Origin of the sequence: Paenibacillus sp. S28, assembly GCF_016624415.1 — a bacterium.
Classification (GTDB): domain Bacteria; phylum Bacillota; class Bacilli; order Paenibacillales; family Paenibacillaceae; genus Paenibacillus_AQ; species Paenibacillus_AQ favisporus.
The window spans coordinates 509,544-526,258 of record NZ_JACVTM010000003.1 but is presented as its reverse complement, the minus strand read 5'-3'; the positions used below and the strand labels follow the sequence as shown (position 1 = coordinate 526,258).

11 protein-coding genes are annotated in these 16,715 nt (G+C 53.7%); 1 reads left to right on the top strand and 10 read right to left on the bottom strand.

All coding sequences use genetic code 11. The features are described 5' to 3' along the window. Positions 1 to 10: 10 nt before the first annotated feature. From IAE55_RS10945 to IAE55_RS10910, 8 genes are all read right to left on the bottom strand, one after another. On the bottom strand, positions 11 to 919 hold the full coding sequence (locus tag IAE55_RS10945) for a carbohydrate ABC transporter permease (RefSeq protein WP_116232513.1): 909 nt from the start codon (positions 917 to 919) through the stop codon (positions 11 to 13). Next, positions 916 to 3,468, bottom strand: a complete 2,553-nt coding sequence (locus tag IAE55_RS10940) for a DUF5696 domain-containing protein (protein ID WP_200632084.1) — start codon at positions 3,466 to 3,468, stop codon at positions 916 to 918. Before IAE55_RS10940 ends, IAE55_RS10945 begins: the two co-directional genes overlap by 4 nt. A gap of 17 nt (positions 3,469 to 3,485) precedes the next feature. Continuing rightward, positions 3,486 to 4,112: a Yip1 family protein gene (locus IAE55_RS10935; protein ID WP_200632082.1), complete on the bottom strand. Its 627-nt coding sequence runs from the start codon at positions 4,110 to 4,112 to the stop codon at positions 3,486 to 3,488. Further along, positions 4,102 to 5,568 (bottom strand): hypothetical protein, encoded by a 1,467-nt coding sequence (locus tag IAE55_RS10930; protein ID WP_145159690.1) that lies wholly within the window; start codon positions 5,566 to 5,568, stop codon positions 4,102 to 4,104. The genes IAE55_RS10935 and IAE55_RS10930 overlap by 11 nt, the downstream gene beginning before the upstream one ends. 16 nt (positions 5,569 to 5,584) lie before the next feature. Then, positions 5,585 to 6,448: a carbohydrate ABC transporter permease gene (locus tag IAE55_RS10925; RefSeq protein ID WP_192715363.1), complete on the bottom strand. Its 864-nt coding sequence runs from the start codon at positions 6,446 to 6,448 to the stop codon at positions 5,585 to 5,587. Between the two features lie 13 nt (positions 6,449 to 6,461). Continuing rightward, positions 6,462 to 7,421: a carbohydrate ABC transporter permease gene (locus IAE55_RS10920; protein WP_145159692.1), complete on the bottom strand. Its 960-nt coding sequence runs from the start codon at positions 7,419 to 7,421 to the stop codon at positions 6,462 to 6,464. A 12-nt stretch (positions 7,422 to 7,433) separates the two neighbouring features. Next, positions 7,434 to 10,316 (bottom strand): extracellular solute-binding protein, encoded by a 2,883-nt coding sequence (locus tag IAE55_RS10915; RefSeq protein ID WP_200632080.1) that lies wholly within the window; start codon positions 10,314 to 10,316, stop codon positions 7,434 to 7,436. A 94-nt stretch (positions 10,317 to 10,410) separates the two neighbouring features. Beyond that, positions 10,411 to 11,805: an ABC transporter substrate-binding protein gene (locus IAE55_RS10910; protein WP_105443972.1), complete on the bottom strand. Its 1,395-nt coding sequence runs from the start codon at positions 11,803 to 11,805 to the stop codon at positions 10,411 to 10,413. Positions 11,806 to 12,081: 276 nt separating this feature from the next. Here IAE55_RS10910 and IAE55_RS10905 point away from each other — a divergent pair, with 276 nt between their 5' ends. Beyond that, positions 12,082 to 12,852 (top strand): helix-turn-helix domain-containing protein, encoded by a 771-nt coding sequence (locus tag IAE55_RS10905; RefSeq protein ID WP_181152929.1) that lies wholly within the window; start codon positions 12,082 to 12,084, stop codon positions 12,850 to 12,852. Between the two features lie 127 nt (positions 12,853 to 12,979). Here the strand turns inward: IAE55_RS10905 and IAE55_RS10900 are convergent, their stop codons facing one another. After that, a complete protein-coding gene (locus tag IAE55_RS10900) occupies positions 12,980 to 15,715 on the bottom strand; it encodes an endo-1,4-beta-xylanase (RefSeq protein WP_200632079.1) in 2,736 nt (911 codons plus the stop codon). A gap of 105 nt (positions 15,716 to 15,820) precedes the next feature. Further along, on the bottom strand, positions 15,821 to 16,714 hold the full coding sequence (locus IAE55_RS10895; protein WP_105443974.1) for an ABC transporter ATP-binding protein: 894 nt from the start codon (positions 16,712 to 16,714) through the stop codon (positions 15,821 to 15,823). Between the last annotated feature and the right edge of the window lies 1 nt (position 16,715).

The following is a 16,715-nucleotide window of genomic DNA, read 5'->3' as shown; positions in this document are numbered from 1 at the left end:
CACGCTCCTTCTACTCTTGATAGAAAATTCTTTTGGAAATGAAAAACGTAATGATTAGCAAAATAACCATGATCGCCAGGAAGTAGATCCAGGCCATCGCCGAGCTGAGGCCGAAATTGAAATTCGTAAATCCCGTTTCCCTGATCAGCGTCGTCATTTCGCTCCGGGAGAACGAGTCGATCACCGTATAAATCACGTTGACCAGGATGAGCGGGCTGACCATGGGCAGCGTGATTTTCCAAAACGCTTCGTAACCGGTCGCTCCCTCGATCTTGGATGCCTCATACAGCTGGGGGGATACCGACTGAATCCCTGCCAGGAAGATCAGAATTTGCACGCCCGACTGGCTGACGATCTGGTAGATGCGATCCACGGCGCTGGTCAGGTACGTGACGATGTTATCGCTGACACCGGAATTGACCATGATCCGTGTCAGCTCGCTGGTCCCCAGGCCGCTCACGGCACCGCCGGCGTTCTGCTCATTGATAGCCTGAACGAGGCTGGACGTCTCCAAATTCGCAATGACTCCGGACGCCAGGATGACCGGAAGGAAAAAGATCGATCTGGCAATGGCTCTGCCGACAAACCTTTGGTTCAGCAGTACAGCCAAAAACAGGCTGAAGATCACAATGAGCGGTACGTTGATGACCATGTTTACGATCGAGGTCGTCAGCGTACGGTTAAAGCTCGTATTGACCGTAAGGGCTTCCACGTAATTGGAGATGCCGATAAAGCTGATGTTCATGCCGTTAGCATTGGCTTCGATCGAGCTGAAGCTGTACCTTAATGAGGAAATTAACGGTATGAGGAAAAAGAGCAGGAATCCGAGCAGCCACGGCAAAACGTAGATAAAGCCCCAAAGCGCCTTCTGTTCGGCGTACGTCCGCCGCTTCGCTCCGATTTTCATGATCGACTTCAAGATTGCACACCACCCGTCAAATAGCTCTCGGCTTTCACCGTTTGGCCGTCCACCGTCACATCCGTACGGTTATAGTTCACAATGACGTAAATGCCGTTCCCGTACACGGTCTTGAACACGCCTTCGCCAAGCTTCTCATGGCCCGTAATCGGCTCGTTCCGGACGTTCTTCAGCACATCGTTCACCTCGTGGTACATTTCGGCGGCCTGGTCGATCCACTGCTTGTAATGGACGGCATACAAGTCGTTGAAATCCGTATCCTTCACTTTGTCATTCGGTTCATGGATCCATTCGAAGTACATGCCCGCTCCGTATTCGAGACATTTCAGGATATACTGCCGTTCATCCGTATAGGTTGACAGGTTAAACGGGCTTCCCGTGTAGTCGATGGACCCCCGAATGACCATTTGATAGAATGGGATCTCTTCGTCCTCGATCTTGAATCGGCTGCCGGACATCGGCGCATTCGTAATATCCGACAAAAATGGAAGCGCATAAGCGTTGCCGCCGTCCGCCATGACCTTCAAATTCTCCTTGGAGATGCTGCCCAGCGCCTGAACCGATAGGTTCTCGGACTGCGTGCGATCCAGTTGATTGTGCTTGCGGTAATCGCTGTTGAGCTGATCGGCGAGATCCCGGAGTGAAATGCCGCCCGTTTGATACCCTTTCAAGCCCTTCAGCACCGACTCGGTATAGGAAACGGTAAGCCGCGGGGATACAACATAAGACGGCGGCTTATCCCGGTCCCTCCGATTGAGCGCCTGATCCAGCGGGTAGAGAGAAGCAGGAACGCCTCTCAGCGTTCTCGCAGCATTCGCGTTCTCGTTGAATCCCTTCCCCGTATTCGCGGTCAAAACTGCAACATCCGGAAAGAAAGAAACCCCTTGATCCCGTGCGAACGATAGGAAGCCCCGCAATCCATTGCTGCCGCCGACCGCCTTGTCGACCGAAATATGATCCGGAACCTCATGATCCAATCCGCCATTGAACCAGCCCGAAAATTTCAATTTGATGTTGGAGATGTCACGGCTCTTCATCTGGTTGATGATATCCTCCGACTGTTCAAACGTCGTGAGAGGCTCGATCGTCCGGTAAGGAATGCCGGCGACATGCTTCTGTTTGGCGATGCCGCCGACCAGCTGCAGGTAGAACGGCGTATCTGTCTTACCTGCGGCCAACTCCGGTTTGGGGAGACCGCCATGCTGCTCCAAATAACGCTGGTAGTAGCGGGCCAAGCCTTGGTAAGAGGCCTCCTCTTTGTTCAGGAACGCGTACCGGACCGTAAAGTCCGTTTTCATCGCCTGTTCCTGGAACCTGGGCAGCGTACGCTCCTGGCCGTTCGCTTGCAGCGTCACTTCTCCTTTGTTCATGACATTGAAGCTGGGATATACATAGTTATAGCTGTTCAGCTTTCCGCTGATATCGGCATGGATGGCCGCAGCCGCGGCACCTTCCTCGATGATGCCGAGGATCGCGCCGCTTTCCCGGATGATGCCGAACACCGGCAGCCGGACCGCCTGCTCGGTCTTGGCATCCTCGGTCGTCTTCATCGTCAGGTCTTCCCCGTACACCGGCTGCTGGTAAGCGGGATACTGCTTTTTCCCGTTGTTGAAATGAATGAGCGCACCGGAGCCGTCCGGCACGAATATGGCCCCCTGCTCCTTGGAGCTGCCGGCGCCAAAAAAGCTGAGGAAGGAAATATTCCCGATCGGATATGCGCTCGGATATTGAATGCCGGATGCAGGGATTTTGGCGACTAGGCTGCCGCCGTCCAGGGCATATTCGATCGATGCGAGGAATATCCGCGGTTCCGGCTTTTCCTGTGTAAAATGCAGCTCCTCCATGTCCTTCATGAGGTCCTCTTCGGTGTATCCGGCATCGTCGAATGCCTTGAAGGCGCGATCGAGCTGCAGTCCATTTAAGGCGCTGTCGTTACGGACATACACCTTTTTATCCGGATCTTCTTTATAGGCGATTTTTAGAGCCCGCTGACCCGTTTTGTCCAGCTTGCCCAGCATCGCCTCGATCCGCTCGCTGCTGAGCATCATCGGCAAATCGGCCGCTGACTTCACGGCAGTTCCGAACTGGTACGTGACCCTTACCCCGCTTGGGATCGGTTCGAATTTGATCTGCTTATGCGAGACGCTGTCCGTGAACGTATTGATGGAATTCACCTGGCCGAAATTGTTGTAATAATCGATCTTGAGCTGGGAAGAAAGGTTGGCTTTGTTCACCCCCGAGGCGAGCGGGTCCTTGCCCTGCTCCGGCGGGTTGCTGTACCACGTCTCTCCGGTTTCCTTATTTAACACAGCAATAGCACCCGTACTCTCATCCACGAACAGCCGCAGTCGTTCATTTTCGGCTACGCCTTTCATGCCGGCTGCGCGGGCGTCGGTGAAAGCCGCCTTCAAAGGCTGGCCCTTGGTGAATTGGGCTGCAGCCGGTGCATCATTGGCCCCGGAGCGGGCGGCGTTCGAATCAGCACAGCCGGCCAGCGCGATCCCCGCGATCAGTACCGGGAGCCACAGGGCGATTCTGGCTTTGCGCATGGTTTCTCCTCCTTTCTTTAGTTTCTAAGCATGATTTCCTGATAAATGACGTGAACGAACGAAATCATCTGCTGAATCAGTCCGAAAAACAGCAGGCAGATAAAAGCCATAAAGCCCATCGCCACGATCGTCAGCAGGATCGTCCCGATGGTCTTCGACGGCGAGTATTGATGCACGGTCATGTTGCCGACGAACAAAAGATACGCCGACCAGAGGAAGGCCGCGGTGTTGCAGAAGTTATAAAACGCCGTCTCCTGCAGCGATATGACATTGCTGAGCCAGATCCACGGGAAGTTGATGATCATCATCGGAACGAGGGCAAAGCAAGTCGATGTAAAAATTTCAACGAACTTCCCTTCGCCGTCCATGAGCGTCGTCAGCGACCAGTTGGCCACGCACCAGAACAAAACCGGGACAACGATGTACACTACTTCCATCAGGCTGTTCATATCATCCGGATTGGTGATTTTGACTAGGAAGCCGCTGTACTGGTTGCTAAGGATATTGGTGATGATCATCAAAAACAAAATGATCAAGGAAGCGATCAGCATGTGCCGCTTGTTTCGTTCGTATTTCAGGTCCCAATAGGCGTTAAACGGATGCACGATGAGATATAGCGGGTATTTTACGAGCTCACGATTCAATCGTAACACCTCCTTGTCTCCTCATCCGCTTCCGGAGCTTTTTGAAGAGCAGGAGAGCTGCGGCAAGCACGATCAATCCGGTCATGACTGCCGGGAAGTATTCTCTCATCACCTCTTTGCGGTAAAGCAGGTACGCCTTTGAATAATTGGCTTGATCATAGCTTTCCTTGAAATACTGCATAGCCCCTTTGTAGTCCCCTTTCCGAAGGAGGGCCTTGCCCACGCCGGAATAAGCAAATTCCAGGTTCGCATTCATATTGATCGCCTGTTGATAGAGATCAAACGCCTTTTCCTCATCGCCCCTGTAGTAGCTCCGGACCGCTTCGTTCAACATCCGGCCGTACGCTGTTGTCTGAAACACTGTTATCTCGCCGAATGCCTTATCCAGCACAAGAAAATCGTCCCCGACCCGTTCAATCGCCGCGGGAGTGTTAAATTGGCCCATTTGGTTGCCCAAGCCGCCGAATATGTACATCAGATGTCCATCCCCGCTGTAAGTGAAGATTCTGCCCCGCTTGGAGTCGAGGACCGAATACATTTCGCTGTCGGTGACATCGATATCGATGAGCCGTGAAGGGCCGACATCTTTTGAATACCGGATATCCCCCACCAGGCTGAGATATCCCGTCCGCCGGAGAATATCGTTGCCCTGAGCGTTCAGTTTTTTGATCGGATTATTCGAGTAGTCACCGCTTGTTGCGTAAATGAAGCCTTCGTCATCCATATCCAGGTTCGTGAATTCGGTAGGTGTGAACATCACCATTTGGCTCCGCTGTGCCTGCGTAGACATCCTTTTCCAGAACAGCTCCACCGGATCAACCGTCACCCGGTTAGCGCCGATGAACGAGGTGAACGCCCCGTCCGGATTGAATTCCATAAAACCGTCAAATACGCCGGTCGACATGACGTAGATCCGCTGCGCCGTGTCAACAACCACCCGAACCGGCTGAAAATCGAAATTAGCCTGCAGTAGGTCGGACTTCGGCGCTTCAAGCACCCCCGCCACCCTTAAGTTTGAATCCAGATGAACCACCCGTTTATTGCCCGTATCGGCGATAAAGAGCTCTTTCCGGTCGGTCACGAAGATCCCTTGCGGGTTATTGAACGTATCTTTCTTCCCCTTGTGGTCAAAGGAATCCACCACCTTAACCGGCTTAAAATGCTCGTCGAGGACGACGATGCGGTTGTTGCCGGAATCGAGCACATAAATCTCTTTGTCGGCCGTTACGTGGATGTCGCTCGGGTTTTTGAAGGGGCCCACGCCAAGCTGCGTGCCGTTCAGCAAGGACGTGGCCTCATACGCGGCAGGAGCCGGCGTCGTGTCATTCCAGAAGGAATAGTTGTAGGAGGCGCTGCCTTCGGCGTGAGCCGCATTTACGCCTATACTCGTCCCCAGCAGGCAGCAGAGGGCAGCCACCAGGAGGTACTTTTTCACTTTCGGTATGCTCATTCGCATCGTGCTAGTCTCCCCTCTATTCTTTCATTCCGGAGGTCGCCATCGTCTGAAGGACGTTGCTCTGCGAAATGATAAAGAGTGTAATCGGCACGACCATCAGAATCAGCGCGACGGCAGCTCCCACGCCGGCCCGGGCAATCCCGCCCGCGGTGATTTGGCCTAAGGCATAGTGAAGCGTCTTGAGGTTCTCACTGTAAATGAAATTGCCCCCGTCCGAGCCCCACAACATCGGAAACTGCAAAATCATCAGCGTTAGCCAAGCAGGCTTCACGTTGGGCATGACGATCGTCCAATAAATCCGGTATTCGTTCGCCCCGTCGATTTTGGCCGCTTCCAGCAGGGCATCCGGAATCTGCTCCATGAACTGCTTCATCAAGAATAAACCTAACGGGAACGCAAGCGACGGGACGATAATCGATGCGTGCGTATTGATCCAGCCGAGCCACGACATCACCATATAGTTGGGAATCGCCGTAACATGCCCGGAAAACATCAAGGACATGACGACGATCGAGAACAGGATCTTGGACCCGGGAAAACGGTATTTTGCCAGTGGATAGGCCGCGGCAGACGACAGCAGGATATGGCCGACGGTCCCTACAATCGTAATGAAGAGCGTATTCACGATATACCGGGACAGCGGAACCCAGGAATTTCCCATTAACGCCACTAGATCGTAAAAGTTGTCCATCGTCGGATTGTTCACGAAGAAGCGCGGCGGAAACAGGAACAGTTCGTTCAGCGGTTTAAAAGCATTATTAACGGCGTAGATCAGCGGCAGCGCCATGAATGCGCCGAATACGGCCAGGAATGCGAACAGCATAAAGCTGACGGTAAAAGAGCGGTTCAGCCTTCTCGGCATGCGAAAGGCGGCCATCATTCTCGTCACCAAATCACTCCCCTACCTTTCTGAGCAATCGCTGCGTCAATTTGTTGGCACCGAGCATCATGGCGAACAGCACCGTCGCAATCGCGGACGCATACCCCATTTCAAAGCGGATCGTTCCGTAATCCATCAAGTGCGTGACGATCGTATGCCCCGCGTAGTTGACGCTGGGAAAACCGGCGAGCGCCACCGAGATATCGGCCACCGCAAACGAGCTGGTGATCTGCATAACCGCGCCGAACATCAGCTGCGGCCTCATGGACGGCAGCGTAATGAACCACAGCTCCTGCCAGCGGTTGCGGATGCCGTCGATCGCTCCGGCTTCAATCAGGGACTTGTCGATCGTTTGCAGGCCCGCAATAAAAGCCAGGAAGCTGGTACCAAGGCTGAGCCACAGCTGAACGATCATGATGATCGGCAAAATGTACTTCTCGTTCGTCAGCCATTGAATCGGTTCCAGCATAAAGCCGAATTTAATTAAAAAGCCGTTCAAATAGCCGTATCTGTCGCCTGAAAAAATAATGAGCCAAATAAAGAAAACGTTGCCGGAAATCGACGGCGCATAGAAAACAAGCGTCATCAACGCGCGGACCTTCGGGGACAGCTCATTGATAATCCATGCAAACAGAAAGCAGGCAAGGTAGCTGATCGGACCGCAAATGACCGCGAACAGCAGCGTATTTTTCAAAGCGATCATAAAGACGTCATCATTCAAAAACAGTCTGGAGTAGTTCTGCCACCCGACAAAACGGGGGAATTCCAGCATATTGAAATAAAAGAAGCTGAGAACGATCGAGAACACGACCGGAACCACCGTAAAGGCAAAAAAGATCAGCATGTACGGACTCATCAGGATGTAATAATGCTTGTTTTTCTTCAGCTCTCTCCAGACGTTGGCCAGCCGCGACTGCTTTTTCGGCTGCACGAGGCTCGATACGGCGGCCTTGCTGGTTGTTTCGGCTTGCATCCGATTCCCCCCTTACTGTTCAGGTAAATTGAATTCCTTTCGCTTGACCGCAATTTCGTCGTTGATGTACAAGAGGTAATCCGACAAAGCCTCGCGGGGATTCTCGCTGGCGTTGACGACTTTGCGGAATGCGTTGTCCAGATGCCGGCCGGTAAAATAGCCGCCCGGAACCTGCGGGATCCCCCGGACCCATTTCCACTGATTCTCCAAATTACGATAGTCTTTAACCGGCCAAGGCAGCTCCTCGAGCGCCTCGACGTTGGCTGTCGGATAACGGGCAGCCTCGCCCATCAGCCCCTCCATCTCGCGGCCGTATGCGATTTGGGTATCCTTATCCGTCCACCATTTCATGAACTCCCAAGCCGCCTCTTGATCCCGTGCGCCCTCGAGCATCATCACGCCGGTCGTGTGGCTCGCCACTTCATGATGGATCGTGCCGTTCTTCTCCGTGCCGGGCACCATGGTAAATTCCCAGAGCCCCTTGATCTCCGGCGCCAGGACGGTCAGCATGTTGTACGTCGTATAATCCGCGATGCCGATCGGCATTTCGCCGGTCCGGAACCGGTTCGGAAAGTCGGCCAGCAGCGGGAACTTGTAGCTCGTATAGAACTGCGTCCATTTTTTGAAGGCATCCATGGAGATTTCGGAATCCAGCGCGCTCTTTCTGCCGCCGTCCCGGTAGAATTCGCCGCCGTTCTGGTACAGCAGCATGGAGAATGTCGGGTTCGGCACCAGGCTCGCGTTGGCGGCCTCGATCGGCAGATAAAATTCCATGTTGTGCTTCTGCAGAACCGAAATCATGTTGTAAATATCCTGCCACGTTTGAGGCGGCTCCAGGTTAAGCTCCTTCAGGATATCCTTGCGGTAAAAGAGCATCGGGAACGACTGCTGCTCCGGCAGCGCGTAGACGCCCCCGTCATATTCGTAAGGCACCAATCCGCTGTCGCGAAAGCGGGATGCGACTTCGTTATAATCGGCAAATTTCGATAAATCGGCGGCCGCCCCCCGCATGGCATAGTTCACGGGCACGTCTTCGCCGATCTGCATGGCCACGTCCGGCCCTTCCCCGGCGAGCGTCGCGGGCAGAAGGATGTTGGCGGGTACTAACTTCAGATTGACCGAAATGTCCGATTTCGGGGTAAACGAATCATCGATCAGGTTTTTCAACACCTGTGCCTGATCCCGTCCCGTCGTAATCCAAACGGTCGTCGACCGCTTCTGCTTGCCGGTGTTGCCGATGCTGTCGTAATCCTCGGTATAAGAAGCGGTGAGCGACCCGGCTTCATGCTTCACCACTTGCAGAAACGACGCGTCCGCTCTCGGCAGCTTATGATCCGGCGAGGAAACGACCAGATAATCCAGCGTAAGCGGCTGTTCCCGGACGGTCAGAATCCACGTACCCAGGCCGCCGACGTTGGTCTTGAAGGCCTCCAAACGGTTCGCAACCGTATCCGGCCGTTTGGCCATCTCTTGAAGCTGCTTGACCATCGTGTGCAAAATAGCTACCTTGTCGCTCTGTTCGCCTGTCGTTTGTTCCAGGTAATCGGCCACGCTCTGGATCGTTTCGGCTTGTTTGCGGAATACCTCCGCCATTTCCGGGATCCGCTTCTCCAATTGGTAGTCCCGGTACGGATCGGGCGAATTGGACGTGATCATCAAAATTTTGCGGTACATTTCGTTCAGCTGCAGCACGCTCGACTCGATCGTCTGGATCAGCGGGGCCAGCTCGCCAAGGGAAACCGTCATGCGAATCCGGTGCTTGCCTTGGGTCAAATGAAACAGGTACGGCTCATCCTCTCCCAAGACGTACATGCTCCAGTCCCTGCCGAATTCAAAAGGGATCCGCTTCATCTCCTTGAACGGAACCTTTCCGTCAATCGTCAGGCTTCGCGTGGCGAAGACGCCGCGCAGCTGATCCTGCTTCTCTTTTAAAGCGATCTGGTACAAGCCGTCTTCCGGCGCTTCGAATTCCCACTCGATCCATTGTCCGGGCAGCTTCCAGTTCAGCCCTCCGATCGTGTTGATCCGAATTTTGGACACATCGTATGGAATAACCGTCGGGCTCGATCTGTCAGAAACCGGGTACAAGGTCGGAGAGGACTTATACACCGCATCCTCTGCCTGAATCAGGGTGTATTGGTCTTTGACCGGCTGCAGCCCTTCGGTTGAATAATCGCTCTTGATTTCTGCGTACGTCTTTAATGCTTCTTCCTGGTACAGCTCGATATAATCGATGGCCATAGGCTCACGCAATGCCGTCAAGGTCACGCTTTGATTGCCTTTGTCAAAATAGAACAAATAGGGTTCGTCATAATAACCGCTGCGGTCGGTGACGGATTCGACCTGCCAGATCGGCTTCTCTACCTGACTCGGACGCAGATCGTTCCCTCTGTCATCGCGACCGATCTTGTCGTCCCGGTTGCCCCAGACCCGATCAAACGTAACCAGGTCGGCGCCCTTAAAGGGCAGCTGTTGATTGATCGTCAATCCGCGTTCGATTGCGGAACTTTTGCCTTCAACCGGCAAATACCGGATTCGGATGTTGTACAGGCCCGCTTGTTCGATGGGCACGTTCCAGCTGATGGAACCCGATTCCGGCGTGAGGACGGCGGTTTCCCCTGACGGATGGACAACCTCGAATCCCGGCCCGTCGGTTTGGGTAAAGCTCTCGCCCTCGATCCGGATAACCTGATCCGGGCGCTTAGCAGCCGAATGGGCTTTCACATATGCATCGTAGCCGCCGTCATCCCCGCCCGATCCCGTAACAGCCGCAAAATCGGCCATGGCTTGAACGCTCCGCACTTCGGATGAACCGGAAGGGTAGAATGCCCAAATGGACACCAGTATAGCAAGGACGAGCAGGACAGCGACGTAGCTCTTCTTTCGGTTGTTCACGCTTCTCCCTCCTGAAGCAAGAGACATGTCATGTCAATAACAGTCCCCGTTAGAAAAAAATTTCTAATAGGGACTGCTGCTTCAACATGTGAAATTATTTCGATCCGTATACCTCATTAATGGCTGCCTGGAACGGCGCTTTGTACTTTTCCACCACAGTAGACACCGAGGTTCCACTGGTGATTTCGCCGAGGAAATCGTAGAACTTCAGGTTCGGGAATGTGAAGTGGTCGAGGACAATCAAATTGGCGGCGACTTCCTTCGCATTGTTAATGTCGTTTTCGTCCGTGAACGAGGTTTCATAGTAGGCCTGGTCCGGATAGTCATACATCGAATCGATGTCGTTGATTTTCTCCCAAATATAGAGCAGCTTATCCGGATCCTTCACAGCCTTAGGGATGAACAAAGATTGATAGAGGCCTTCGTAAGAGTGGTACGAGCTTGCACTAGGCCCTTTAGGGAATGGCACAAATCCGATATCCGCGTCAGGCATATCCTTCTTGAAACCGCTAAGTTCGTAGAGCGCTCCCGTGTACATCAACGTGTTGCCTTGGCGGAAAAATTGGCCCGGCTCCGTCCAGTCGCCGCCTTCCGTTGGTCTGGCCACTTTTTCGGTCGCAATCTTGGAAATAAAATTAAGCGCTTCGGTCGTTTTCGGATCCTCCAGGTTTTGCTTGTTATCCTTCGTCAAGCTCGTTTCGTTGGAAGCGAGCGCAAATTCGAGCGGCGCCGGGTTAGCGAGCCCCCAGGAATCAAGCTTGCCGTCATTGTTCGTATCCTTGTTGGCTTCTTTGGCCACTTGCAAAAACGTATCCCAATTCCAGCTGTCTTCATTGACATAATCTTGAAGCGACTTCAAGCCAAGCTTGCTCATGAGCGTCCGGTTGTAAAAAATACCCATGACATTGTTGCCCTGACCTTCCGAGAATCCGTAACCCCTTCCGTTATATTGCATGTATTGATTGGTCACACTTTGGTTAAAGGCTACCGGATTTTTCGTATACTCATCGACGGGCCACAACAAGTCCTGTTTCACAAGTGCCGGAATCGTGTAGGTTTTGCCCAATCTGACGATGTCGCCAAGCGGTTCGCCGGCCAGCAGGGAAGCTGTCACTTTTTGCTGGTATTCGCCGTAATCGATCGCGACGTATTCCACTTTGAAGTTATGCTTCTTCTCCAGCTCCTCCAGATTTTTTTTGCGCTGGATGTTATCCGGGTTATCCTCCGGAATCGTCATATCCCACCACGATACGACCTTGATCGTTCTTCCGCCCATGTCGAAATCCATGTCAGGCGTCTTGTAGGTTTGCTCCGCATCCTTCTCTTCCGCACCTTTATTGTCGGTGTTGGTTGCCGCAGTCTCGGTACTCGTCTCCGTACTCGTCTCCGCCGTACCGGCGCTTGACCCACTTTTGGAGCCGCCGCTGCTGCACGCCGAAAGCACAAGTAACAGTGTGCAGAGCAGCAGCATCATTTTTCCCATACGCATTCCTCTAATCCCCCCGTTAAAGTGATTTGCATCCCAATTACATTCAAAGTGTAGCGCTTACATTGAAAGGGCAACAACCTGTGGTTAGTTAGATATTCTACCCGTCAAAATATAGGTTGCTTGTAACCCCTTACATTACAAATGGCCAATAAGTAAACAACGGATAGCAATATAAAGAAAAGCACATTGTTTGGGTATCGGGTTCTTTTTCATAATGAGAGATAAGCAGCTTCACCGGAGCCAATGATTTACGAAAAAGAAACAGGGGGGAATATCGTGTATAAGGTGCTGCTTGTTGATCCCGATCATCATGCGAAGGAATGGATAAAGCGTATGCTGGACAGACACCAAGCGGAATTTGAATTGGAGTGCCATGCCGCTGCAGCTGCCGAGGCGATGTCGATGCTATCCGCCCAGGATCATCAGCTGGTGCTGATCAGCATGAGAGCCTCGGAGGAAGAAGGACTTCAGCTCTGCGGCCGTATCCGGGAGAAAAGCCGTGTCCCGATCGTTCTGATCGGCGGGCGCAATGAGTTTCAGCTTGCCCGAAAGGCTTTGTATTATCAGGTGAACGACTACCTGCCCGACCCCGTATCGCCGGAGGAATTCGCGGCTAGCCTGAAGACCGTGAAGCGGGAGATGGACGAAGCGCCGTATTCCGGACATCAACCGGTCCCATGGGCAGGAACCGTTCAGGGAGCTGCCTCCGCCATCTCTTCGGCCGGTATCATCGACAAGGTGAAGGCGTATGTGGAAGAGGCCCTGCATCAGAACATCACGCTGAAGGAAATCTCCCACATTTTTCACTTCAACTATTCTTACCTCGGCCAGAAATTCAAAGTAGAAGAGAAGATGACCTTCAAGGAATATCTGCTTCAGCAGCGCATGGAGAAGGCAAAATTCCTGCTGGAGAATACCGACATGAAGGTGTATGAAATCGCTAATGAAGTCGGTTATACCGAGATGGATTGGTTCTATAAGAAGTTCAAAACGTATACCGGTGTAAGCGCTAACAAATATAGAAAGACCCTGATCATAACGGCGTGATTTAAGCATACTTCGGCGTACATGGCGCACATTCGATGAAGCCTGACCACCTGATCCCTTAAACCAAAGGCCGCTTCCCGGTTGTTTATCCGGGAGCGGCCTTTATTCGTTCCCCCACTCGCTGGGGTTATTCCAATGTTAACAGTCCGATGTTAGACAGGTTTTGCCACGTTCTGTCCGATGTATCATTCCAGATCGCCACGCTGTCGCGAACCCCGTCGTCATTCCCGTCATTATTGACCTGTACGTCAAACCCGATGAGGCTGCCCGCCTCAGGAGGTGTTCCGACCCAATCGACAGCGGCCTCAATGATGTAGCCGGTCGGGGTCCGCTTCGCGGCGGATGTCAAATTGGCGCCGAGCGATCCGGGGCTGACCGACGGCTCGTTATCGAAGTTCACACGATACTGCCCGTCGTCGCTGTCATAAGAAGCGGCTCGTGCGTTGTTCTGATCGATGAAGATTTCGACCGAATCCTGCTCCCACGCATTGGCGCTCCGCTTGGTCACCAGAGAGTCGGTCACCTCGGCCAGCACGTACAGACGGTGATCGTCCCAGAGCGTCCGGACTTTGGCCGTTGAGCCCGAAGATCCGCTGACCCAGCGGTCGGTTACGATCTGCTCGGCCTTGTTCCAAATGTCATCGATGTTTCCGTCGATGACCGCCGTTCCTTTTACAGCCTTGGCGGTTCGCGGACCTTCCACCATCGTCAATACGCCAAACCCGGACGTATCCGTATCCTGCCTGTGATGAATATCGTTCCAGGACGCCAGCTCTTCCGCTGAACCGGACCGGTCGCGAATACGGACGTCAAAGCCGATTTCCTTTCCGGTTTGCGCACCGTCGACCGGGATCGAAGCTTCGATCCGGTATCCCTTCTCCGTTTTCACCACGTTATACTCGGCCGGTTTATGCGGATTCGCGCCGCTGCGCCGAAACGTATACTTTTTGTCGTCCGCTTCATAAGCATTCGTTTTGCCGTTATTGCCGTCAATGTACACTTCGACGGAATCATTGCCGTTGACTGTGGCATCATCGACATCGACCCATAGATACAGATGTCCTGCGTCCCATAATGTCTTATATGTCGCTGCCGCTTTGCCGCCTGTCTGGATCGGTACCGCCTGCGCCACATTCCATACCGCCTCCGCCTGGCCGTCAATCTTCACGCTGGCCTCCAGGGCTTTCGTGCGCTTCGTTTCAACTGGAACCTTCGCCGGATCGACGAGCGCCCAGTATGCGTATTTGGCTTGCAGCCTTTCATCGAACAGCAGCGGCCAATTGTTGCGAACGACCGGGAAAGTGCGCAGCCAGGTGTTCAGGTCATCCTTGCCCCAGAATATGACAGCGCTGAGCTGATCCGAATGCTTCCTGAATACGTCGAAGATCTCCCTGTAGCGGTTGGCCTGCTTGATTTGCAGCTCGGTTGGGAACGTCTCATAGGCCTCCGTGTCATTCGTATAGATGCTCATGTCCAGTTCGGTGATTTGCTGATCGATGTCAAGATCCCGGAACGCCTGAATCATATCATCTAATTCCTGCACCCGGGGATATTCGATCCCGATATGCGTCTGGTGGCCGACGCCGTCAACCGGAATCCCCTTGGCCTTCAAACGCTTAATCAGATCATGCAGAAACTGCCGTTTCACGGGATCATTCGTGTTGTAATCGTTGATGAACAGCTTGGCGTCCGGATCGGCCTCATGTGCATAAATGAACGCCTTTTCAATGAATTCCTCGCCTGCAATTTGATACCATAAGCTGTTGCGGAGGCCCCCCGGCTTCTGATCGCCTGGCTCAATGACCTCGTTTACAACGTCCCAAGCGTAAATTTTTCCCTTGTACCGGCCAACGACGGTATCGATATGCTTTTTCATCCGAGCATATAGAAGCTCCTTGCTGGCGAGGTTGCCGTTGCTGTCGTAAAACACCCATTTCGGCGTCTGGGAATGCCAGATGAGCGTGTGGCCCCGCATGGCGATCCCGTTATCCATAGCAAAGCTTACAATTTTATCGGCTGCCGTAAAATTGAATTGACCCTCCGCGGGCTCGGTGGCGTCCCATTTCAGCTCGTTGCCGGCCGTCAGGCTGTTGAAATGCTTCCGGACCAGCTCCGCATCAGGGCTGTTCGGATTCTGGATTTCATTGACCAGCACAGCCGTCCCCAGCTTGAATTGGCCGGCAAACACGTCCTTCAGGCTCGGAATGTCCTTCTGAATCTCGATCGGAACCGGATCCGGAGCGCGCTCAATCACGACATCGTCCACGTAAAAATCAAGCGTCGGAACATCGAAGGATTCGATATAAACGGCCAGGCTTTCAATCGGGTGCTGCAAGGTATATTCTCCGCTGAGCTTGACCCATCCGCTGTCGCTCGCCTGGACCGATTTGACGAGTTCATAGGCATTGGTGCCATCCGTCGTGCGTTGGACCACAATCGATACCGGCGAGCTTGCCGTGCCGGCAGGCAGCTTGATCCAAGCCGATAAGTGGTACGTCTTTCCCGTTTCCATGATTGGGGTCAAGTCGAGCTGCGGGCCGTTCCAGCCCTGGGTTCTACCGGTGACCTGCATGCCGTAAGATCCCGTATGGGCTGCATTCGGGGAAACCGTCAGGACTTCGTTGCCGCCCCGCCCGTACCAGCCTTGAAGCGTCCCGTCCTCAAAATCTTTTGAGATGCTTACCGGAACGCTTGCTGCCGCATCGCTCGTTCCGGCTGTTCCTATGCGGCCTTCAGATAGCGGGCCGGCCGACTCCTGCTCAGCACGGGCCAGACCCGGACGTGTGCCGAGCGATAAAGGGGCCAATACGAGCACAAGGGCAAGCATCAGCAGTATGGAACGTTTGATTCGATGCTTATTCATGAATCCACCTCTCCTCTTGTCATCTATTCCATTAAAACGCCGCTTAACGGCGTTCCATGGTCATGTTATGGATCACTTCATTCCATAAATAAAACCAGGTTAAGTTCAGACCGTCTGCCTTTCGTTTGCCGGGTACAGAACGATTCGTCCGTCTTCAAGCTCGACACGCACCTTGTTGCTGTCCTTGAAGCTCCCCGTGTCGAGGTAACCGGCAGGAATTTGCAGCCGGCCAGCCTTGTCGAGCACTGCGTACTCGATATGGCTCTCGGCTTCCCGCCGGGCGGTGTCGGCGTCCATTTGCGTCAGCACATCGGAATAAGAGATCCTGCGGATCATCTCGGCCGACGTCTTGCCGTCGCGGATCTGAACAACCCGGTCCACCTTGCGGGCCAGCTCCGGATCATGAGTCACGATCACAATCGTGATGCCGATGGCCCTATTCAACGTTCGGAACAAATCGAGAACCTGATTCGATGTGCCCGTATCGAGCGATCCGGTTGGCTCATCGGCCAGCAGCAGCCGCGGTTCGTTCGCCAGCGCGATGGCAATAGCCACCCGCTGCTGCTCACCGCCGGACAATTCGCTGAGCTTGTTCTTCACCCTGTGGCTTAGGCCGACCGCTTCCAGGAGCTCGAGCGCGCGGGCCCGGCGTCTTCGGCCCCGCAGGAGAATCGGCAGCTCGACATTTTCGATCGCGGTCAAATAGGGAATCAGGTTGCGCGCGTTATTTTGCCAGACGAACCCGACCGACTCCCGTTTATATTGCACCAGGTCGCGCTCGCTGAACGCGAGCAGGTCCTTGCCGTCTACGAACAGCTTGCCGGCCGATGGTTTGTCGAGGCCGCCCAGCATGTTGAGCAGCGTCGATTTGCCGCTGCCGGAATTGCCGATGATCGCCATGAATTCACCGTTCTCCACCTGAAGGTCCAGGCCCTGAAGGGCGACGACTTCCAAATCCGCCGTTTTATAGATTTTGACGAGCCCTTCGCATTGAATCATG